17 protein-coding genes and 1 pseudogene are annotated in these 20,439 nt (G+C 66.5%); 6 read left to right on the top strand and 12 right to left on the bottom strand.

Features of this window, described 5'->3' with window-relative positions; all coding sequences use genetic code 11:
* Positions 1-131 precede the first annotated feature (131 nt).
* A pseudogene (locus L3N39_RS18990) lies at positions 132-719 on the top strand (methyl-accepting chemotaxis protein); the annotation flags it as partial.
* A 66-nt stretch (positions 720-785) separates the two neighbouring features.
* Here the strand turns inward: L3N39_RS18990 and L3N39_RS07615 are convergent.
* From L3N39_RS07615 to puuE, 8 genes are all read right to left on the bottom strand, one after another.
* The gene (locus L3N39_RS07615) at positions 786-1,604 is read right to left on the bottom strand and encodes an outer membrane protein OmpK (RefSeq protein ID WP_237256731.1); all 819 of its coding nucleotides are present in this window, start codon (positions 1,602-1,604) and stop codon (positions 786-788) included.
* A 386-nt stretch (positions 1,605-1,990) separates the two neighbouring features.
* Positions 1,991-3,541 (bottom strand): cation:proton antiporter family protein, encoded by a 1,551-nt coding sequence (locus L3N39_RS07620; protein WP_237256732.1) that lies wholly within the window; start codon positions 3,539-3,541, stop codon positions 1,991-1,993.
* 45 nt (positions 3,542-3,586) lie between these two features.
* A complete protein-coding gene (locus L3N39_RS07625) occupies positions 3,587-6,355 on the bottom strand; it encodes a cation-transporting P-type ATPase (RefSeq protein ID WP_237256733.1) in 2,769 nt (922 codons plus the stop codon).
* 152 nt (positions 6,356-6,507) lie between these two features.
* On the bottom strand, positions 6,508-7,737 hold the full coding sequence (locus L3N39_RS07630) for a urate hydroxylase PuuD (protein WP_237256736.1): 1,230 nt from the start codon (positions 7,735-7,737) through the stop codon (positions 6,508-6,510).
* 83 nt (positions 7,738-7,820) lie between these two features.
* Positions 7,821-8,333 carry an ureidoglycolate lyase gene (locus L3N39_RS07635; protein WP_237256737.1) on the bottom strand — a complete coding sequence of 171 codons (513 nt, stop codon included), beginning with the start codon at positions 8,331-8,333 and terminating at the stop codon, positions 7,821-7,823.
* A gap of 156 nt (positions 8,334-8,489) precedes the next feature.
* Complete coding sequence (alc, locus tag L3N39_RS07640) at positions 8,490-9,485, bottom strand: allantoicase (RefSeq protein ID WP_237256738.1); 996 nt, start codon at positions 9,483-9,485, stop codon at positions 8,490-8,492.
* A 79-nt stretch (positions 9,486-9,564) separates the two neighbouring features.
* Positions 9,565-10,080 carry a 2-oxo-4-hydroxy-4-carboxy-5-ureidoimidazoline decarboxylase gene (gene uraD / locus L3N39_RS07645; protein ID WP_237256739.1) on the bottom strand — a complete coding sequence of 172 codons (516 nt, stop codon included), beginning with the start codon at positions 10,078-10,080 and terminating at the stop codon, positions 9,565-9,567.
* Positions 10,080-11,009 carry an allantoinase PuuE gene (puuE, locus tag L3N39_RS07650; protein WP_237256740.1) on the bottom strand — a complete coding sequence of 310 codons (930 nt, stop codon included), beginning with the start codon at positions 11,007-11,009 and terminating at the stop codon, positions 10,080-10,082. Before puuE ends, uraD begins: the two co-directional genes overlap by 1 nt.
* Positions 11,010-11,299: 290 nt before the next feature.
* Between puuE and uraH the strand changes: the two genes are divergently transcribed.
* Positions 11,300-11,653, top strand: a complete 354-nt coding sequence (gene uraH / locus L3N39_RS07655) for a hydroxyisourate hydrolase (RefSeq protein ID WP_237256741.1) — start codon at positions 11,300-11,302, stop codon at positions 11,651-11,653.
* Between the two features lie 242 nt (positions 11,654-11,895).
* On the opposite strand, the gene L3N39_RS07660 is transcribed toward uraH, so the two are convergent.
* Together L3N39_RS07660 and L3N39_RS07665 are read right to left on the bottom strand one after the other, a co-directional pair.
* Positions 11,896-12,522 carry a LysE family translocator gene (locus L3N39_RS07660; protein WP_237256742.1) on the bottom strand — a complete coding sequence of 209 codons (627 nt, stop codon included), beginning with the start codon at positions 12,520-12,522 and terminating at the stop codon, positions 11,896-11,898.
* Positions 12,523-12,586: 64 nt separating this feature from the next.
* Positions 12,587-13,933: an NCS2 family permease gene (locus tag L3N39_RS07665; protein ID WP_237256743.1), complete on the bottom strand. Its 1,347-nt coding sequence runs from the start codon at positions 13,931-13,933 to the stop codon at positions 12,587-12,589.
* A 342-nt stretch (positions 13,934-14,275) separates the two neighbouring features.
* Here L3N39_RS07665 and L3N39_RS07670 point away from each other — a divergent pair, with 342 nt between their 5' ends.
* The 4 genes from L3N39_RS07670 (at position 14,276) to L3N39_RS07685 (ending at position 17,689) form a co-directional block, all read left to right on the top strand.
* Entirely contained in the window at positions 14,276-15,028 is a 753-nt protein-coding gene (locus tag L3N39_RS07670) for a GntR family transcriptional regulator (RefSeq protein WP_237256744.1), read from the top strand.
* A gap of 242 nt (positions 15,029-15,270) precedes the next feature.
* Positions 15,271-15,945 (top strand): metal ABC transporter ATP-binding protein, encoded by a 675-nt coding sequence (locus L3N39_RS07675; RefSeq protein ID WP_237256745.1) that lies wholly within the window; start codon positions 15,271-15,273, stop codon positions 15,943-15,945.
* 41 nt (positions 15,946-15,986) lie between these two features.
* On the top strand, positions 15,987-16,805 hold the full coding sequence (locus tag L3N39_RS07680; protein ID WP_049339510.1) for a metal ABC transporter permease: 819 nt from the start codon (positions 15,987-15,989) through the stop codon (positions 16,803-16,805).
* A gap of 11 nt (positions 16,806-16,816) precedes the next feature.
* On the top strand, positions 16,817-17,689 hold the full coding sequence (locus tag L3N39_RS07685; RefSeq protein ID WP_237256746.1) for a metal ABC transporter substrate-binding protein: 873 nt from the start codon (positions 16,817-16,819) through the stop codon (positions 17,687-17,689).
* Positions 17,690-17,861: 172 nt separating this feature from the next.
* Here L3N39_RS07685 and guaD read toward each other — a convergent pair whose 3' ends face one another.
* The gene (gene guaD, locus L3N39_RS07690) at positions 17,862-19,169 is read right to left on the bottom strand and encodes a guanine deaminase (RefSeq protein WP_237256747.1); all 1,308 of its coding nucleotides are present in this window, start codon (positions 19,167-19,169) and stop codon (positions 17,862-17,864) included.
* A 374-nt stretch (positions 19,170-19,543) separates the two neighbouring features.
* The gene (gene xdhC, locus L3N39_RS07695; protein WP_237257066.1) at positions 19,544-20,386 is read right to left on the bottom strand and encodes a xanthine dehydrogenase accessory protein XdhC; all 843 of its coding nucleotides are present in this window, start codon (positions 20,384-20,386) and stop codon (positions 19,544-19,546) included.
* Between the last annotated feature and the right edge of the window lie 53 nt (positions 20,387-20,439).

The following is a 20,439-nucleotide window of genomic DNA, read 5'->3' on the forward strand; positions in this document are numbered from 1 at the left end:
CCGCGGTGCACGAGATGGGCCTGACCGTGCAGGAGATCGCGCGCAACGCCAGCAGTGCCGCGCAAGCCTCCCAGGGCGCGCGCAACGAGGCGCTCGAGGCGCGCGCGGTGGTCGGCGAATCCATCGCGCATATCGAGCGGATGTCCGGCGAGATCGGTCAGGCCGCCGGCTCGGTGACCGAGCTGGCGCAGCAGGTGGCGTCCATCGACCAGGTGCTGGCGGTCATCCGCGGCATCTCCGAGCAGACCAACCTGCTGGCATTGAACGCGGCCATCGAGGCGGCGCGGGCCGGCGAGATGGGCCGCGGCTTCGCGGTGGTCGCCGACGAGGTGCGTACCCTGGCCAGCCGTACCCAGGGCTCGACCGACGAAATCCAGCAGATGATCCAGCGGCTCAAGAGCGGTGCCGACAACGCGGTTGCCTCGATGCACGCCGGGCAGGCCGCCACCGGCACCGGGGTGCAGGCCAGCCAGCGCACCGGGCAGTCGCTCGGCGCGATCACCGAGCAGGTCGAGGCGATCAGCGACATGAACACCCAGGTCGCCACCGCGACCGAGGAGCAGAGCAGCGTGACCGAGGAGATCACCCGCAACGTGCAGGGTATCGCCGACCTGGCGCAGGCCACGGCGCGCGACGTGCAGGCCTGCCGCAGCGACTGCCAGGCGCTCTCGCAACTGGCCGAGGACCTCGGGCGGCAGATGGGCAGTTTCCGCCTGTAGCCGGGCAGGGCACCCACGAAAAAGGGCGACCCGAGGGTCGCCCTTTTCAGTACTGCGCAATCAGGTTCAGAAGTGCGCCTTGACGATGGCGCTGAAGGTGCTTTGGTCGGTCTTGCCGACGAAGTTGCGGCTGACGTAGCCGCCGTCCTCGATGCCGTACTTGTCCGACCAGTAGTCGTACTCGATACCCACGTAGAGCCGGCCCGGGGTGTAGTCCAGCGCCTTGCCCAGGTCGTACTTGATCTGCGGCACGATGTGCAGGTTCTTCGAGATGAAGTCGCCGCGGCGCTCGGAGCCGGCATCGTTGATCACCCAGTCGATGAAGCCGTCGAAGAGGATGTCCGACTTGCCCACCGGGAAGGTCATCGCCCAGGTCGGGGTCAGTTGCCACTGGCCGGAAGGCTTGCCGGTGCTGCCATCGGGCTTGCGGTAGTAGAGGTTCAGCGCCAGGCGGTCGAAGCCGGGCACGTCCAGGTCCACCGCCGGGCCGAGCAGGTAGTTCTGGTTCGGCGTGCCATCGGCCTGGCTTTCGCCGCGCTCGTAGGTGGCGGCGAGCAGCACGTCCTTGACCGGGCCGAACGACAGGTCCTGGCCGCTGATCTTGCCCAGCGACAGGCGCGGGCTGAATTCGCCGTAGTAGGTGTGGCCATCGTTGCCGTTGGGGCCGTTGAACCAGATGTTGTCGACGAACAGGAACAGGTCGCCCCAGGCCCAGCCGCTTGCGTGCTCGAAGGTGACGGTCTGCTGGGTGTCCGGGTCGATCTTGTAGTCCTTGCCGTACAGGTAGGTCAGGCTGTTGTTCTGCCAGTGCAGCAGGCCTTCGGCCATGGCCGGGGCGGCCAGCAGGCTGCCGGCGAGGGCGAGGGAAGCGGTCTTCAGGTGCATGGATGATTCCTGTGTTTGCCAGTGTCGATTTTTTTGGCCTCGCATTGTCGGGTAGCGGTCGCGAGGCGGGAAGCGCGGGACGGCTCAGGCCCGACGAATGCGTGGCGGTTTCGTTGTGGCATCGGGTCGCAGGGGCGGTGCCTGCGGCGGTCGGGCAACCGTCGAGGCTCGGGGCGGAGCGGCGGAAAGGGGCGGTCGAGCGGCCGTCATCGGCCTGGGTTCTCGGATCATTGCTAAGCCTGCCATTTGTTGTTGTGCGGTCATGGGCCTGCATGGCGCGACGGCTGACGGTGCAGCGTCGGGCCGGTAGCGTGCTGGACTATAGCAGGCTGTATTCACGCATGAAAACAAGTGGCGTGTATTTTTGTACACAATTTAAGGGCTGCTCAGGCGTCGAGGCGCAGCTCGCGGGCGACGTTCTCCGCCAGGCCGGTGCCGGCCTCGGTCATGGTCAGGTAGGTGCGATCGGCGCCGGCGGCCTGGATGCGCTCGGCGATGTCCTCGTACATGGCATGCGAGACGATCAGCCCGTCGAAGCCGATGCCGCGCAGCTTGGTGGTGGAGATGATCTTGGCCTCCGGGTCGTTCATCGCCAGCACCACGGCGCGCACCTGGTTCATCTCCAGGGTCTGCCAGAACATCTGGTCCTCGGCGTCGGCGAAGAAGATGTTGCGGCCCTCGTCGATGTTGCGCTGCACCATCACCGGGTCCGAATCCAGGCTGACCACCCGGAAGCCCTTGGCCTTGAGGTGGTCGTAGGCGGCGCGGCCGGTGCGGCCCATGCCCATCACCAGGATCTGCGCATCACGCAGCGACACCGGTTGCTCGTCGGGGTGGCGGATGTTGCGTTCCAGCGGGATCAGCCGGCGGGCCAGGCGATCGTAGAGCGGGTGGGAAACGCGGTTGAGCTGCGCGGAGACGACGAACGACAGCGCCACGGCGATGGCCAAAGGTGTCAGCCACTGCGGCAGCACCACGCTGGCGACGATCAGGCCGAACTCGCTGTAGTTGGTCAGGCTCGTGGCGCTGAGAAAGGCGCTGCGCGCGCGCAGGCGGAAGCCGAGGAACAGGAAGAAGAACAGCACGCCCTTGAGCGGCAGCAGCAGGGCGACGACCACCGCGAAGATCATGGCGTCGGCATCGGGCAGGCCGCCGATGCCGATCTGCAGGAAGAAGCCGACCAGGAAGACTTCCTTGATCGCCCACAGCGAGTTGGACAGCTCGGTGGCGCGCTTGTGCTTGGCCAGCATGGCGCCGAAGGCCAGCGCGCCGAGCTCGGAACTCAGGCCCAGGTGTTCGAAGCCGACGCCGCCGACCACCAGCGCCAGCATCAGGCCGAGCAGCACCAGCAGCTCCTCGTGGCCGGAGTGGTCGAGCAGGCGGAACAGCAGCGGCCGCAGCAGCGGCAGGAGGAACACCAGCAGCGCCCAGGGCGAGGGCACCTGGCCGGCGGCCAGGCTCATGACCACCAGGGCGATGAGGTCCTGGATGATCAGCACGCCGATCGCCACGCGGCCGTGGAAGGCCTTCAGCTCGCGCTTGCCCTCGAGCACCTTGGCCGCCAGCACGGTGCTGGAGAACGACAGGGCGACGGCGATCAGCAGGGCGTCGCGCCAGCTGGATTCGAAGATGAACAGCACCGCCGGCAGCACCAGCAGGCTGGACAGCGTGAAGTGCAGCAGGCTGCCGCCGATCACCTCGCGGCGCACCAGGTTGCTGAGCTTGAGCTTGAGGCCGACGGTGAACAGCAACAGCAGCACGCCCAGGTGCGCCAGGTGCTGGAGGATCTCGCTGTCGTCCGCGCCGACGCCGATGCGCTCGCCGGCTGCGGCCAGGGCGAAGCCGGCGCCGAGGTAGCCGATCAGCGGCGGCAGGCCGATGGCACGGGCCGCCAGGCCCAGGACGAAGGCAAAGGCGATCCAGCTGGCTTCAATCATCGAGGCGATTCCGGGGCGAACGGGGCGCCGAATTGTAGCCGGCGGTCATCGATTGTCGAGCGCCGCCGGGGCTGGTGCCGCGTAGCGGTCGCCCAGCCGCCGGCCCAGCGGCGAGCGACGGATCAGCAGCTTCTCCAGTTCGGCGACCAGCAGCACCAGCAACCCGGCGGCGACGGCCTGCAGCCACTGGGTGAGGCTCAGGTCGACCGAGCCGAACAGCGCCTGCATCGCCGGGGCATGGGTGAAGGCCAGCTGCAACGGCAGGCAGGCGGCGATCGAGAGCAGCACGTAGGGGTTGCCGGTCAGCCCCTGGCGGCTGAGCACCGAGGCGAAGATCGAGCGGCTGCTGACCAGGTAGAAGATCTCGGCCATCACCACCGCGTTGACCGCCAGCGTGCGGGCGGTCTGCAGGTCGCCGCTGCGCTGCATCTCCCAGAGGAACACGCCCAGCGCGCCGATCATCATCAGCAGCGAGACCATGATCACTCGCCAGGCGAAGAAGCCGCTGAGCAGCGGCTGGCCCGGCGGCCGCGGCAGGCGCTGCATGATGCCGCGCTCGTCCGGCTCGAAGGCCAGCGCCAGGCCCAGGGTGCTGGAGGTGACCAGGTTGACCCAGAGCACCTGTGCCGGCGTCATCGGCAGCGCCAGCTCGAAGAGGATCGCGGCGATCACCACCAGCGCCTCGCCGCCATTGGTCGGCAGCGAGAACAGCACGAACTTCTTCAGGTTGTCGTAGACCGCACGGCCTTCGCGCACCGCCGAGGCGATGGTGGCGAAGTTGTCGTCGGCCAGCACCATGTCGGCAGCCTCCTTGGCCGCCTCGGTGCCCTTCAGGCCCATGGCCACGCCGACGTCGGCGCGCTTGAGCGCCGGGGCGTCGTTGACCCCGTCGCCGGTCATCGCGACCACCTCGCCGCAGGCCTGCAGCGCCTCGACCAGGCGCAGCTTGTGCTCGGGGCTGGCGCGGGCGAAGACATCGACGTCGCGCACCACGCGGCGCAGCTCGGCATCCTCCATCAGCGCCACCTCGGCGCCGGTGATCGCCGCGCGGCCGCCGCCGATGTCCAGTTGCGCGCCGATCGCGCGGGCGGTCTCGGCGTGGTCGCCGGTGATCATCTTCACGCGGATGCCGGCGCGGTGGCATTCGGCGACCGCGGCGACGGCTTCCTCGCGTGGCGGGTCGATGATGCCGACCAGCGCCACCAGGCCGAAGCCGCCGTGCAGGTCGGCGCTCTCCAGGTGGCCGCTGGCCGGTTCGGCGCGCTTGCACGCCAGGGCCAGCAGGCGCAGGCCGCGGGCGGCGATGTCGCTGGCCATGCGCCGCCAGTAGTCGGCATCCAGCGGCTGCTCGCCGTTGTCGCCGAGCTGGTGGTCGCACATCTCCATGACCCGTTCCGGCGCGCCCTTGACGAACAGCCAGGAGACGCCGTCGCTGTCGCGGTGCTGGCTGGCCATGTAGCGGTGCTGGGATTCGAAGGGAATCGAGTCGATGCGCGGCCAGGCGGCGTCGGCGATGTGCTGGCTGAAGCCGACCTTGCCGCCGAGCACCAGCAGGGCGCCTTCGGTGGGGTCGCCATCGACCCGCCAGTGGCCATCCACCTCGCGCAGCCGCGCGTCGTTGCACAGCACGCCGGTGCGGATCGCCAGCGCCAGGGACGGGTAGTGCTCGGGGTCGATGATGCGCCCGTCCAGGGTGCAGTCGCCGACCGGCGTGTAGCCCACGCCGCCGACCTCGAAGCGGTGCACGGCGCAGACCACGCGCTGCACGGTCATCTCGTTGCGCGTCAGGGTGCCGGTCTTGTCCGAGCAGATCACCGTCACCGAGCCCAGGGTCTCCACCGCCGGCAGCCGGCGGATGATGGCGTTGCGCTGGGCCATGCGCTGCACGCCGAGCGCCAGGGTGACGGTCATGATCGCCGGCAGGCCTTCGGGAATCGCCGCCGCGGCGAGGGCCACCACCATGAGGAACATGTCCTCCAGGCCGTGGCCGCGCCAGAGCGTACCGACGGCGAAGGTCAGCGCGCAGACGGCGAGAATGGCGAAGGCCAGCACGCGGCCGAAGCGGTCCATCTGGCGCAGCAGCGGCGTGGTCGCGTGGTGGATGTCGGTCAGCAGGCGGTTGATCTTGCCCAGTTCGGTGTCGGCGCCGGTGCCGACCACGATGCCGGTGGCCTGGCCGTAGACGACCAGGGTGCCGGAATAGGCCATGTCGTAGCGATCGCCCAGCGGTGCCCCGCTGGCCACCGCCTCGATGTGCTTTTCCACCGGCAGCGATTCGCCGGTCAGCGCGGCTTCCTCGATGCGCAGCTCGCGGACGGTCAGCAGGCGCAGGTCGGCCGGCACGCGGTCGCCGGAGCCGAGCAGCACGCGGTCGCCGGGCACCAGTTCGGTGGCGTCGATCTGCCGGCGGTTGCCGTCGCGGATCACCGTCGCCTGGGTCGAGAGCATCGCGCGAATGGCGTCCAGCGCCGCCTCGGCCTTGCCTTCCTGGATGAAGCCGATCACCGCGTTGATCACCGCGGCGGCCAGCAGCACGGCGGCGTCGACCCAGTGCTCGAGCAGCGCGGTGATCACCGAGCTGGCCAGCATCACGTAGAGCAGGATGTTGTGGAACTGCGCGAGCAGGCGCATCAGCGGGCCGCGGGTCTTCGGCGGGGCGAGGCGGTTGGCGCCGTACTCGGCCAGGCGCTCGCGGGCCTCGGCGTCGCTCAGGCCGCCCGGGCCGCTGCGCAGTTGGCGGGCGACATCGCCGGGCGCGAGGCTGTGCCATTCCGGTTGACGAGGGTGGCGGGGCGGGGCGGGGCGGTCTTTCATCGAGGCACCTGGGCGATCGGCAACGCCCCACCAGCCTAGCCAAGTTGGCCTTGCGGCGGCTGATTTCAGGCAAGCGCGCGGCGCTTTTCTCGATGAATTTGTAACAGCAGGCGAGGCACACGCCGGGGCCGCAGGGGCCCCGGCGCGGCGGTTCAGTCGAGGCTGGCGCCCTGGGCGATCCAGCTGGCGAGCAGGTCGCGCTCGTCCTGGGTCATCTGGGTGATGTTGCCCAGCGGCATGATCTGGCTGGCGACGCTCTGCGCGTGGATCTTCGCGGCCTGCTGGCGGATCTGCTCGGGGGTGTCGAACATCACCCCGGCCGGTGCGCTGGAGAACATCGGGCTGCTCGGGTTGGCCGAATGGCAGACGGTGCAGCGCGCATGGATCACCTCGCTGACTTCTTCGAACGCCGGTGCCCCGGCATGCGCCTGGGCCGCGGCGCTGGCCTGCTCGGGGGTGGTGGCGGCCAGGTTCGGCGTGCTGCTCGGGCGGTTCGGCGAGGTGACGAAGGCCAGGCAGATCATGCCCACGGCGGCGGCCGGCAGGGCCCAGGCGAAGCGCTGGCTGTCGTGGCGGGTGTTGAAGAAGTGCCGCACCAGCACCGCGAGTGCCGCCAGGCCGGCGAGGATCGCCCAGTTGTACTGGCTGCCGTAGGTGCTCGGGAAGTGGTTGCTGATCATGATGAACAGCACCGGCAGGGTGAAGTAGTTGTTGTGCCGCGAGCGCAGCAGGCCCTTGGCCGGCAGCACCGGGTCGGGGGTGCGGTTCTGCTCGATGGCGGCGACCAGCGCGCGCTGCGCCGGCATGATGATGCGCAGCACGTTGCCGACCATGATGGTGCCGATCAGCGCGCCGGTATGGATGTAGGCGGCGCGGCCGCTGAAGATCTGCGCATAGCCCCAGCAGGCGGCGATCACCAGCACGAACAGCACCAGACCGAGCAGCGCCGGCGTCTTGCCCAGCGGCGAGTCGCACAGCAGGTCGTAGACGAACCAGCCGACGATCAGCGAGCCGAAGCCGATCGCCACGGCAGTGGCGGGCGACAGCTCGCTGCCGGGGGCGATCAGGTACAGGCCCGGGTTGAGGTAGTAGACCACCATCAGCAGGGCCACGCCCGACAGCCAGGTGGTGTAGGCCTCCCACTTGAACCAGTGCAGGTTCTCCGGCATCTGCGGCGGGGCGAGCTTGTATTTCTCCAGGTGGTAGATACCGCCGCCGTGGATGGCCCAGAGGTCACCGGACAGCCCTTCGCGCGGGTTGCTGCGGTTGAGGTTGTTTTCCAGCCAGACGAAATAGAAGGAAGCACCGATCCAGGCGATGCCGACGATCATGTGGATCCAGCGAATTCCCAGGTTCAGCCATTCGGTCAGATGTGCGTCCACGTTGATTACCTCTTGTACGGCGGCTGCAGCTGCCGTCCTTTCTTCTTATGGGTATCGGTCCGAGTCACCGCGCGCGGTTGGGCTCAGCGCGAAACCTGTTGGGGGTCGAGGAGGAGTTGCTGATCCTCCGTGAAGAAGTACTCGTCGCAGTTGTTGCCAGAACCGCTGCGATCGACCACCAGGAATTCATCCCGCTTTTCGATCGTCAGCACCGGGTGGTGCCAGACGCCGCGGTGGTAATTGACGCCCTGCCTGCCGTTGCTGCGGAAGGCGCGGACGTGGCCCGGTACAGGTGCATCGCCAAGTGGCGCGACCACGACCAGAAAGGGGTGGCCGAGCAGCGGCACGAAGGCCTGGCTGCCCAGCGGATGACGCTCCAGCATGCGGATGACCAGCGGCATCTCGAGCGCCTCGGCGGCGAAGATGCTGATGATCGCCCTGTCCTCGGACGCGGCGGTCTCGACCGTGGCCAGCTTGTGATAGCGGCGGGTCGAGCCGTTGTTGATCATGAAGAACTCGCTGCCTTCGGTCTCGATGACATCGCCGAAGGGGGCGAAGGCTTCCTTGGTCAGTGGCTCGATGGTCAGGGTGCGCATGGCATTCTCGTTATCAAAATTCTGCTTTGTAGCCCCGCATGCTTGCGAGCCTGGTTTATCCGGTGGGCTGAAGCCCACCCTACGGCCGGGGCCTAGGGCGAGCTCAGTAGGGGCGGGCGGTGTTCTGCTTCAGTCCACCATGCCCCTATCGCCACCTTACTTCGCCACCTTGCCGAACAAGCGCAGCCGGCTGACGCCGCCGTCCGGGAAGATGTTCAGGCGCACGTGGGTCACCGGGCCGAGCCTGGCGATCTGCTCGACGAACTCGTGTTCGGCGTGCATGGAGAGCTTCTGGCTCGGCAGCAGTTCACGCCAGAACAGGCTCTGGGTCTCGATCTGGCTGTCGGTGCCGCCCTTCACGTAGGCCGCCTGGATGGTGCAGCTGTCCGGGTAGTTGCCCTTGAAGTGCAGGGTATCGACGACGATGCGCTCGATCTCGCCCGGGTGGCCGAGGGCGACGATCACCCAGTCATTGCCAGGGGTGCGACGGCGGGCGGTTTCCCAGCCGTCGCCCATGTTCTCGCCACGGTTCGGGTTGAGGATGTTGCTCATGCGGCCGAAGTGCTCGTCGGAGCAGGCCAGTGCGCGGCCGCCGTTGAGGGCGGCGGCGAGGTCGATCTGCTCGTTGTCGCCGACGCTGCTCCAGTCGCGGTACGGAATGCCGTGCACGCGCAGGCGGGCGACGCCGCCGTCCGGGTAGATGTTGAAGCGCAGGTGGCTGACCGGCTTGTCGAAGGCGATCTCGTGGTAGTGATGGCTGTTGCCCTTGAGCTCGACGGCCGGCAGGACTTCGCTCCAGACGGTGTCGTCGTCTGGATCGCCTTCGGCGACAAAGCAGGCTTCCAGCGAGGCCGACGGCGGGAAGTTGCCGGTGAAGTGGCTGGTGTCGATGTCCACGCCCTTGATCCAGCCCGGTACGCCGAGGCGGATCACCGCATGGTCATAGCCTTCGAAGCGCTTGCGGCGCGACTCCCAGCCGTCCATCCACTTGCCGTTGTCATCGAACACGCCCTCCTTCCATACGGCCGGCGTCGGCTGGAACAGCCGGTTGACGTCGGCGAACCAGTCGTCAGTGACGGAAATGGCGCGGGTGCCCAGGCGGGCGTCGGCCAGGTTGACGTATTTCTCGAAGGGTACGGCGTAAGCTTTCATCGCGATCTGCCTTGAAATGAGTGGAGCGGTTTCTGCCTTTATTGCCTGTGTTGCGGTGTTGCCTGGTTTCCCGTTCCGGCTACAGGGCCTGCAGGCGGAACAGGGCGATCTTGTTGATCTCCGCCAATGCGGTGGCGAATTCCTGCTCGGGCGTGTTGTGGATGCGCTCCTCGAACGCGGCGAGGATCTGGTGCCGGTTGCTGCCCTTGACCGCCTTGATGAAGGGGAAGCCGAACCTGGCCTTGTAGGCATCGTTGAGTTCGGTGAAGCGGGCGAATTCCTCGGCGCTGCATTCATGGATGCCGGCACCGGCCTGCTCGGAGGTGCTCGATGCGGTCAGCTCGCCGCGGATGGCGGCCTTGCCGGCCAGGTCCGGGTGGGCGTTGATCAGAGCCAACTGCTCGTCGTGGTTGGCATCGAGCAGGGCGTCAGCCATGCGCCGGTGCAGGGCCTCGACATCGTCGAGGCTGGCATCCACGCCGCGGTCGTAGGCGCGTTCGGCGACCCACGGCGAGTGCTCGTAGATGTCGGCGAAGGCGGCGACGAAGGCGTCGCGGCCGAGGGTCGAGGGCTTGATCGTCTTGAACGGGGTCATCAGCTGCGCTCCGCGGTCATGGGGTGGGTGGCGTGCCAGTGGCGGGCGATGTCGACGCGGCGGGCGAACCAGACCTTCTCATGGCCCTTCACGTAGTCGATGAAACGGGCCAGCGCGGCCAGGCGCGCCGGGCGGCCGAGCAGCCGGCAGTGCATGCCGATCGAGAGCATCTTCGGCGCGCCTTCGCAGCCCTCGGCGTAGAGCACGTCGAAGGCATCCTTCAGGTAATTGAAGAAGTCGTCGCCGCTGTTGAAGCCCTGCACCTGGGTGAAGCGCATGTCGTTGGTGTCCAGCGTGTAGGGGATCACCAGGTGCGGCTTGACCGGCGCCGAGTCCGGGTCCCAGTAGGGCAGGTCGTCGTCATAGGTGTCGGAGTCGTAGAGGAAGCCGCCTTCCTCGCGCACCAGGCGCCGGGTGTTGGGGCTGGTGCGGCCGGTGTACCAGCCCAGCGGGCGCTCGCCGGTCAGCTCGGTGAGGATGCGGATGGCCTCGAGCATGTGCTCGCGCTCCTGGGCCTCGTCCATGTACTGGTAGTCGATCCAGCGATAACCGTGGCTGCAGATCTCGTGGCCGTCGGCAACCATCGCCTTGATGACCTCGGGGTGGCGCTGCGCGGCCATGGCCACGGCGAACACCGTCAGCGGGATCCCGTGCTGCCTGAACACCCTGAGCAGGCGCCAGACGCCGGCGCGACTGCCGTATTCGTAGAGCGATTCCATGCTCATGTGGCGCACGCCCTGCAGCGGTTGCGCGGAGACCATCTCCGACAGGAAGGCCTCGGATTCCTTGTCCCCGTGCAGCACACAGCGCTCGCCGCCTTCCTCGTAGTTGAGCACGAAGGACAGGGCGATGCGGGCCTCATCCGGCCAGTGCGGGTGCGGTGGGTTGGCGGCGTAACCGATAAGGTCGCGTGGGTAGTCGGCGCTCACGACGTGATTCCTGTGTGGCGGGTCGCATGGGTGCGACCGGATGGCATTATTGTATACAAAATCAATTGCCTTCTGTAAACCGCTAAATCGCCCCGTTCACTTGTTGTCGGCTCGAGCCGCTTATCGGCGTTCGGGCAGACGCCGCCGCAGCGAAGGGCCTCCTGGCTTAGTGAAGCAGGATATTGGCGAACCAGTGCAGGACTTTATGTATACAAAAATATTGGAAATTGTCTTGAGTGATGTTGCCGGCTTTGGCTATGCTCAGCTCACACAAACAAGCGGAGGTGCCCGTGGGACGTCTGACCACACACGTACTCGATGCCGCCCATGGCTGCCCGGGTAGCGGTATCACGGTGACGCTGTTTCGCGTCGAAGATCAGCAGCTGACCCGCGTGGCGATACGCCAGACCAATGCCGACGGCCGCTGCGACCAGCCGCTGCTCGAAGGCGACGACTACCGGTCGGGCGTCTACCAGTTGCATTTCCAGGCGGGGGACTACTACCGCCGTCGCGGCGTGACGCTTGGCGAGCCGGCGTTTCTCGATGAAGTGGTGCTCAGGTTCGGCATCGATGCCGGGCAGGATCACTATCACGTGCCGCTGCTGATTTCGCCGTACAGCTACTCGACCTATCGGGGCAGCTAGCCGGTTCCCTTCAGTGCTGACTCTCCGGAGTCCCTTTACCCGCCGTCATGGCGGGTTTTTTATTTTGCGAAGAGGTGAAGCTGAGCGCTTCGCAGCACCGGAGTGGGAGCGGTCTTGACCACGAAGAGCGTTGGCACGAGCGCATCATCGGCACGCCGCGCTTTGCTCGGCGCAACCGTTAGCTCGCAGGGTGGAAACGCCATGCGGTTTTCCACCCTGCGGATCTCTTCGGCACCAGCCCCTCAGCGGCTCAGCAACGAAGCCGCCCCCGCGCCGCCGAACAGCGCCGCGCTGGTGCGGTTGAACCACACATGCCCGCGGCCGCTGCGCAAATAGCGCGCCGCCCCCTGCGCGCCGAATCCGTAGGCCAGCTTGCAGCAGAGGTCAAGCACCGCCCAGGTCAGGATCATCACCAGCAGCTGCGGTAGCAGCGGTTGCCCGGCGCTGAGAAACTGCGGCAGGAAGGCGGCGAAGAAGAGGATGTCCTTCGGATTGCTACCGCCGAGAATGAACGCGCGGCCGAACAGCCGGCTGAAACGCGGTGCCAGCGCCGGGGTTTCGACTTCCCGGGCGGCCGGCGCCTGGCGGGCCTCCTGCCAGCTCTGCCAGGCCAGGTAGAACAGGTACAGCGCACCGATCAGCTTGAGCGTGCTGAACAGCCTTTCCGAGGCCAGCAAGATGGCGCCAAGCCCCAGGGCCGAGGCGCTGAGCAGGAGGATCGAGGCGGTCACCCCGCCGAGGAACGCCGGCCACGAGCGGCGCACCCCATGGTTCAGGCTGTTGCTGATCATCAGCAGCGACAGTGGGCCGGGGATCAGGATCACCACCAGCGCTGCGCTCGCATACAACAACCAGGTTTCCAGACTCATCACACCCTCCTGACAAATGAAAAAGCCCCGCCGCTATGCGACGGGGCGGTGACGCGCGCCTCGTTCAGAGGAACGCGAACTTGGCGATGAAGATCACGCACAGCACATACAGGCTGATCGACACCTTGTCGCGCTGGCCGGTCAGCAGCTTCAGCGTGGCATAGGTGAGGAAGCCCAGGGCGATGCCGTTGGCGATGGAAAAGGTCAGCGGCATCATCACCACGGTGACGATCGCCGGGATAGTATCGGTATGGTCCTTCCAGTCGATGTGGGCCATGCCGCTCATCATCAGCATGGCGACGTAGATCAGCGCGCCGGCCGTGGCGTACGCGGGGATCATGCCGGCCAGCGGGGCAAAGAACATCGCGGCGAGGAACAGCGCGCCGACGGTGATGGCGGTCAGTCCGGTGCGGCCGCCGGCGGCGACGCCCGAGGCGCTTTCCACGTAGCTGGTCACCGGCGGGCAGCCGACGAAGGCGCCGACCACGCTGGAGGTGCTGTCGGCCTTCAGTGCCCGCGAGAGGTTCTGGATGCGGCCGTCCTCGTCCACCAGGTTGGCGCGGTGGGCAACGCCCATCAGGGTGCCGGCGGTGTCGAACATGTTCACGAAGAGGAAGGCCAGGATCACGCTGATCATCGCCACGTCGAAGGCACCGGCGATGTCCATCGCCAGCCAGGTCGGCGCCAGGCTCGGTGGCATCGACACCAGCCCGTTGTATTCGACCAGCCCCAGCGCCCAGCCGATGCCGGTGACCGCCAGCATGGCGAGCAGGATCGCGCCGAACACGTTGCGGTGGCTGAGCACGGCGATCAGCAGGAAGCAGATGCCGGCGAGCAGCGCCGAAGGTTCACCGAAGGAGCCGAGGGTGAGCAGGGTCGCCGGGCTGTCGACGACGATGCCGGCGGTCTTCAGGCCTATCAGCCCGAGGAACAGGCCGACCCCGGCGCCCATGGCGAAGCGCAGGCTCATCGGGATGCTGTTGAGCAGCCATTCGCGGATCCGCGACAGGCTCATGAAGACGAACAGCACGCCGGAGATGAACACCGCGCCGAGCGCGATCTGCCAGCTGTAGCCCATCTCGCCGACCACCGTGTAGGTGAAGAAGGCGTTCAGCCCCATGCCCGGCGCCAGCCCGACCGGCCAGTTGGCATACAGCCCCATGAGAAAGCAGCCCAGCGCCGCGCCGATGCAGGTGGCGACAAAGGCGGCGCCGTGGTCGACGCCGGCATCGGCCATGATGTTCGGGTTGACGAAGATGATGTAGGCCATGGTGACGAAGGTCGTCAGGCCGGCGAGCAGTTCGGTACGGATGCTGGTGCCGTGTTCGCTGAGCTTGAACAGGCGATCGAGCAGGCGCGGTGACGAGTGCGGTAGGGCAGCGCTCGGGTGCTGCGACTTGGTGCTTTGCATGGGGTGTTCCTCATCGTTCTTGTTGTCGATCACCCGGAGCGGTGCTCCCGAGGGTTGGGTGACGTGCGCGCCCTTCGTTTCCCGGTTATTTGACCAAGAGGTCAGAAAAGGCTCTCGGCGATTATGGAGTTGTATACAAAAAAAGCAACCCGGTATCTGTCGTTCAATCCGCTCGCTGCACGCGTGGGGCGTCATTGCTACGCTTGCAACGAGCGGGCTGTGTTCGGGTTTGTGCACAATAAATCAGGCGCTTGCGACAAAATTTCACGCCGATCGGCTGCCGGTTCGTTCGCAGACGCAGTAAAGTGATGCCCTTTCGACCCCGATGGATGCGCGCCCTCGATGAATGACCAGCTGCAGCCCCTGAAGAAGCCGACGCGTGCCGCGAAGCGAACCGGGACCCAGGACGACATCGTCTACGCCCATATCTTCGACGCCATCCTCGAGCAGCGCCTGGCACCGGGGACCAAGCTCAGCGAGGAGGCACTCGGCGAGATCTTCGGGGTCAGCCGCACCATCATCCGCCGCGCCCTGTCACGCCTGGCCCACGAAGGCGTGGTGTTGCTGCGGCCCAATCGCGGCGCGGTGGTGGCCAGCCCGAGCGTCGACGAGGCGCGGCAGATCTTCTTCGCCCGCCGGTTGGTGGAAAAGGCCATCACCGAGCTGGCCGTGCAGCACGCCAGCGCCGAGCAACTGGCCGAGTTGCGGCAGATGGTCGAGGACGAGCGTGATTGCTTCGCCCGCGGCGACCGCGGCGCCGGCATCCGCCTGTCCGGCGAGTTCCACCTCAAGCTGGCCGAGGCGGCGAAGAATGCGCCGCTGGTGAGCTTCCAGCGCAGCCTGGTCTCGCAGACCTCGCTGATCATCGCCCAGTACGAGGGCGGCAGCCGCTCGCACTGCTCCTACGACGAGCACAACGAACTGATCGACGCCATCGCCGCGCGTGACAGCGCCAAGGCTGTGCGCCTGATGCTGCACCACATGGATCACATCGACAGCAAGCTCAACCTCGAGGAAGACAGTGCCTCGAACGACCTGCACGCGGTGTTCTCGCATCTGACCTTGATGAAGAAAAAGGCGCGTACGCCCCGCTGACCTCGCATTCGCGCTGCCGTTGCAGGCGGCAGCGCGCGTATCCCGCTGGCCTCGCCATCTTTCCTGTGTCGGTGCGGCATCGCAGGCGGCAGCGTCAGCCTTCAGCCGCCGCCGGCTGAATCTATCTCATGCCTATTGAACCGCTCTGCTACCGCGCTGTGCCTGCTGGTAAATGTTATGTTATAACTTTTATTGTTTTGGTTGCTGATACCGCTTTTCGAGCGGTGCGGAGATGGAGTTTCTTGATCGTGATCGAATGTCGTGAGTTGCAGTGGGGCGCCGGCGGGCGGGCCCTCACGCCGCCGTTGAACCTTAAGCTAGCGGCCGGCAGCCTGACCGCGGTGATCGGCAGCAATGGTTCGGGCAAGAGCAGCCTGCTCAGGGTATTGGCCGGTCTGGATCGCCCCCTGGCCGGTCACATTCGAATGAGCGTGGCGCGTCCGGGCGGTGTGGCCTATCTGCCGCAGCAGCAACAGATCGACCGGCAGTTTCCGATACGTCTGCTGGAGCTGGTCAGGGGCGGTTTCTGGGGCAGTCGGCTCGGCCGTAGCGAACGCCAGGCTCGGCTACGTCAGGTACTGGCCGATTGGGGCTTGCTCGATCTGCAGACCCAGGGCCTGCACGCGCTGTCTGGTGGCGAACTGCAGCGGGCGCTGCTGGCCCGGATGAGCCTGACCGATGCGCAGCTGTTGCTGCTCGACGAACCCGAGGCGGCACTCGACGACTCCGGTGTCGATCTGCTCTGGCAGCACCTCCGACGCTGGCAGCAGCAAGGCAGAACGCTGGTGCTGGTCAGCCACAACCTCGACAGCCTACTGGAAAAGCGCTGCAACGCACTGCGTATCGCGCGCAGCGGCTGCGTCGCAGCGCCGATCAATCAGCTACTCGATCGTGATCCGCTCGGGCGAGTGGCGTGACGGCCGATCTGCTCTGGAGCCCCTTTGCCGAGTTCGCCTTCATGCGCCGCGCGCTGCTCGGCGGCGTGGCGCTGGCCTGCAGCGCGGCGCCGCTGGGTGTCTTCCTGATCCTGCGGCGGATGAGTCTGATCGGCGATGCCATCGCCCACGGCATCCTGCCGGGTGCGGCGCTGGCATTCTGGCTGTTCGGTCTCAGCCTGCCGGCCCTGACGCTCGGTGGCCTGACCGCCGGGCTCGGCATGGCCGGCGCAGCGGCCTGGGTCAGCCGCCGTACCGGCTTGCGCGAAGACGCTAGTCTCGCCGCGCTTTATCCCATTTCGCTGGCCAGCGGCGTGCTGCTGCTCGGCCTGGCGGGACGCAAGCTCGACCTCCTGCACCTGCTGTTTGGCTCCGCGCTGGCCGTGGACGCCGACACCCTCAGCGGCATGCTCGCCACGGCGGCGTTCAGCCTGCTGGTGCTGGCACTGATCTACCGCGCCCTGGCGCTGGACAGCCTGGACCCGTTGTTCCTGCGCAGCGTCAGCCGAATCGGGCCATTCGCCCATGCGGGCTTTCTCACACTGGTGGTGCTCAACCTGGTGATCGGCTTCCAGGCCATCGGTGCGCTGATGGTGGTGGGGCTGATGATGCTGCCGGCTGCGGCCGCGCGCTTCTGGAGCCGACGCCTGCCCGTCCTGTTGCCGCTCGCTGCGCTGCTGGGCGCCCTGTGCGTATGGCTGGGGCTGCTGCTGTCGTTCTACGCCAGCCTACCCAGCGGGCCGTGCATCGTCCTGCTCGCGGGGGCGTTCTACCTGATTTCAGTCGTTGCGGGCCCGGTATATGGCCTGCTGCGTTCGCGCGCTTCAATCCAGACCGTCTGAGGTATCAACCCATGCGTTACCTGTTTCTGTTGTTGGCCCTCTGGCTGCCCCTTTCCCTGCAGGCGGTCGAAAAGATCAGCGTCGTGACCAGCTTCAGCATCCTTGCCGACATGACGCGGGAGGTCGGTGGCGAGCATATCGAACTGACCAATCTGGTCGGTCCCGACGCCGACGCGCACCTTTATGAACCCAGCCCGGATGATGCCCAGGCCTTGCTCCGCGCCGACCTGATCATCGCCAACGGGCTGGGCTTCGAACCCTGGCTGGAGCGCCTGCTGGCCAGCAGCGAGCCGGCGGGCAAGCGGATCGATGCCAGTGCGGGTGTCGTGCCTCTGGTGCTGGAAGAGGAGGGCGAGGCGGTGCCTGACCCTCATGCGTGGCAGAGCCTGACCAATGCCGAAATCTACGTGCGCAATATCGCCAAGGCGCTCGTGGCGCTCGATCCGGCGCATCGCAACGACTATGAGCGGCGTCGTGACGCCTACCTGAGCCGGCTACACGCGCTGCTGAAGAAGGCCGATGCCCGTATCGGCAGCCTGCCGGCCAGCCAGCGCAAGGTGGTGACCAGCCATGACGCCTTCGGCTATCTGGGGCAGGCCTGGCAGCTCCAGTTCATCGCGCCGCAGGGGCTGTCGACCCATGACGAACCCTCGGCTGGCGACGTGGCCGCGTTGATCCGCCAGCTCCGCGAGGAAGGGGTGAGGGCCGTGTTCGTGGAGAACATTCGTGATCCGCGGCTCATCGAGCAGATCGCCGAAGAGGCGGGCGCCACGGTCGGTGGCACCCTGTACTCCGATGCGCTGGCCAGCGCAGGGCCGGCCAGCACCTACCTCGGCATGTTCGAACACAACTTGGAGACGCTGATGGCCGCGCTCAAGCCTTGAGGTCGAACGCGAGTCGTTGACCCGTGCGATCCGGCGGTGGATGTAAAAAAGCGACATCCACCCTACGAACGAAGGTTGTTGTTCCGGTCCGTAGGGTGGATCACGCTTCACCGATCCACGCGGTCATCAAGCATGGAGACGACCGTTGATGACCAGGTTCGCGATCAGCTGTTCAGCACACCTTGCGGTGCACTGAAACCCCGGCGGCGAAGGTCTCCTTCACCGCGCGGTCGTCGCCGAGGATGGTCAGGGCGAAGAGTTTTTCCTCCAGCGTCCTGGCCTGGCGCAGGCGGTAGTCGATCAGCGGGGTGGCCTGGTAGTCGAGCACCACGAAGTCGGCCTCCTTGCCCGGCTGCAGGTTGCCGATCTTGTCGTCCAGATAGAGCGCCCGCGCGCCGCCGAGCGTGGCCAGGTACAGCGACTTGAAGGGGTCGAGCTTCTTGCCCTGCAGCTGCATCACCTTGTACGCCTCGTTCAGCGACTGCAGCTGCGAGAAACTGGTGCCGGCGCCGACATCGGTGCCCAAACCGACGCGTACGCCGAAGCCCTCGACCTTCTCCAGATCAAACAGGCCGCTGCCGAGGAACAGGTTGGAGGTCGGGCAGAACGCCACGGCCGAACCGGTCTCGCCCAGGCGCCGGCACTCCTCGTCGCACAGGTGCACGCCGTGGGCGAATACCGAGCGCGCGCCGATCAGGCCATGGTGGTCGTACACGTCCAGATAGCCCTGGCGCTCGGGGAACAGCTCGCGCACCCACTCGATCTCCTTGCGGTTCTCGGACAGGTGGGTGTGCATGTAGAGGTCGGGGTATTCCTTGAACAGCCGGCCGGCCAGGGCCAGCTGCTCCGGCGTGCTGGTCGGCGCGAAGCGCGGGGTGACGGCGTAGTGCAGGCGGCCCTTGCCATGCCAGCGCTCGATCAGTTCCTTGCTGTCGGCGTAGCCCGACTCGGCGGTGTCGGTCAGGTAGTCGGGGGCGTTGCGGTCCATCAGCACCTTGCCGGCGATCATCCGCAGGTTGCGCTTTTCGCAGGCTTCGAAGAAGGCATCCACCGACTGCTTGTGCACGCTGCCGAACACCAGTGCGGTGGTGGTGCCGTTACGCAGCAGTTCGTTCAAGAAGACCTCGGCCACCTCGCCGGCGTGGGCCTTGTCGGCGAAGGCGCGCTCGGTGGGGAAGGTGTAGGTCTCCAGCCAGTCGAGCAGCTGCTCGCCATAGGAGGCGATCATGCCGGTCTGCGGGTAGTGGATATGGGTGTCGACGAAACCCGGGGTGATCAGCGCGTCCGGGTATTCGACCACCTCGGTACCGGCCGCCAGGGTCGGCAGCAGTTCGGCGGCGTGGCCGATGCGCGCGACCTTGCCGTCCTCGACGACCAGCAGGCCGTCCTCGAAGTATTCATGGGCTTGCTCGATGCCCACTTCGCGCGGGTCGGCGAGGCAGTGGAGCAGGGCGGCACGGTAGGCTTTGGTGCTTGGCATGTGTTCTCTCTATGACGCAAATGTTGGAGCGGTCTTGACCGCGATTCGGCCCCGTGTGACGTGCTTTGCTGCTTAACGCTTCGCGTCGGCCGCCATCCCGCTCCTCTGTTGTTGAATTCAGGCCCTGCGCGTGATGCGCGCGTTTTCGCCTGTCAGGTCGACATCGACAAGGCAGGGCAGCAGGGCGATGGGTAAGCCGTTTGTGCTAGACATGAGGTATCTCTGAAGTTCAGACGTGGGAGCAGTTGGGGGCGCCTAGCCGGGGGTGCCTAGCCGGGGGCGCCAAGTCGGGGGCGCCCAGCCTTGACCGCGATTGGCTCGGTGTAACGTCATTCAGCGCCATTCGCGGTCAAGACCGCTCCCACACTTGTTCGTCAGCCACGCCGCGAAGCGGGGACCAGCATCGGTACGGGCTTTTCACCGTCCCCGGTTTTCTCCCCGCCCTTTTCACCGAAATGCGCGTTGTAGGTGGCGATCACCTCGCCGGTGATGGACACGGCGATCTCCACCGGCAGCTTGCCCTTCACCTCGGCGATGCCCATCGGGCAGCGCATGCGCTGTACGGTCTCCGGCTGGAAGCCGCGGTCGCGCAGACGGTGTTCGAACCTGGCGCGTTTGCTCTTCGAGCCGATCAGCCCGTAGTAGGTGAAATCGTTGCGCTTGAGGATCGCGGCGGTCAGTTCCAGGTCGAGCTGATGGTTGTGGGTCATGACGATGAAGTAGCTGCCGGCGGGCATGTTATCCACTTCCTCGACCACATCGTCGTTGACCACCTTTTCCACGCCGCGCGGAATCTCGGCGGGAAATTCGTTATCGCGCGAATCGATCCAGCGCACCTTGCACGGCAGGCTGGCCAGCAGCGGCACCAGCGCGCGCCCGACATGCCCGGCACCGAACACGGCGATATGCGCCTGCGGCTGGCCCATGGGCTCGAACAGCAGCACCGTGGCGCCACCGCAGCACTGGCCGAGGCTGGCGCCGAGGGAGAAGCGCTCGAGGCGGGTGTCACGGCTGCGCTTTTCCAGCATTTCACGGGCGATCTCCTGGGCCTTGTACTCCAGGTGGCCGCCGCCGATGGTGTCGTACAGGCGCTCACGGCTGACCACCATCTTCGAGCCGGCATTGCGCGGCGTGGAGCCGCGCTCCTCGATGATGGTCACCAGCACGCAGGGTTCGCCTTGTTGTTGCAGGTCGGCGAGTGCTTCGATCCAGGACAGGTTGCTCATGGCTTGACTCTTCTAGGGCGGAAAACCGCGAAGCGTTTTCCACC

This window comes from Pseudomonas oligotrophica, from assembly GCF_021726475.1.
In the GTDB taxonomy this organism is placed as follows: domain Bacteria; phylum Pseudomonadota; class Gammaproteobacteria; order Pseudomonadales; family Pseudomonadaceae; genus Stutzerimonas; species Stutzerimonas oligotrophica.

What these genes read in the sequence shown, in the direction of transcription:
- alc (WP_237256738.1), bottom strand. Translation starts at nt 9,485, where the DNA reads ATGAAAGCTTACGCCGTACCCTTCGAGAAATACGTCAACCTGGCCGAC.
- L3N39_RS07660 (WP_237256742.1), bottom strand. Translation starts at nt 12,522, where the DNA reads ATGAGTCTGGAAACCTGGTTGTTGTATGCGAGCGCAGCGCTGGTGGTG.
- uraD (WP_237256739.1), bottom strand. Translation starts at nt 10,080, where the DNA reads ATGACCCCGTTCAAGACGATCAAGCCCTCGACCCTCGGCCGCGACGCC.
- L3N39_RS07620 (WP_237256732.1), bottom strand. Translation starts at nt 3,541, where the DNA reads ATGATTGAAGCCAGCTGGATCGCCTTTGCCTTCGTCCTGGGCCTGGCG.
- guaD (WP_237256747.1), bottom strand. Translation starts at nt 19,169, where the DNA reads ATGCCAAGCACCAAAGCCTACCGTGCCGCCCTGCTCCACTGCCTCGCC.
- L3N39_RS07680 (WP_049339510.1), top strand. Translation starts at nt 15,987, where the DNA reads ATGCGCCGCGCGCTGCTCGGCGGCGTGGCGCTGGCCTGCAGCGCGGCG.
- L3N39_RS07635 (WP_237256737.1), bottom strand. Translation starts at nt 8,333, where the DNA reads ATGCGCACCCTGACCATCGAGCCACTGACCAAGGAAGCCTTCGCCCCC.
- L3N39_RS07625 (WP_237256733.1), bottom strand. Translation starts at nt 6,355, where the DNA reads ATGAAAGACCGCCCCGCCCCGCCCCGCCACCCTCGTCAACCGGAATGG.
- L3N39_RS07665 (WP_237256743.1), bottom strand. Translation starts at nt 13,933, where the DNA reads ATGCAAAGCACCAAGTCGCAGCACCCGAGCGCTGCCCTACCGCACTCG.
- L3N39_RS07670 (WP_237256744.1), top strand. Translation starts at nt 14,276, where the DNA reads ATGAATGACCAGCTGCAGCCCCTGAAGAAGCCGACGCGTGCCGCGAAG.
- L3N39_RS07615 (WP_237256731.1), bottom strand. Translation starts at nt 1,604, where the DNA reads ATGCACCTGAAGACCGCTTCCCTCGCCCTCGCCGGCAGCCTGCTGGCC.
- L3N39_RS07685 (WP_237256746.1), top strand. Translation starts at nt 16,817, where the DNA reads ATGCGTTACCTGTTTCTGTTGTTGGCCCTCTGGCTGCCCCTTTCCCTG.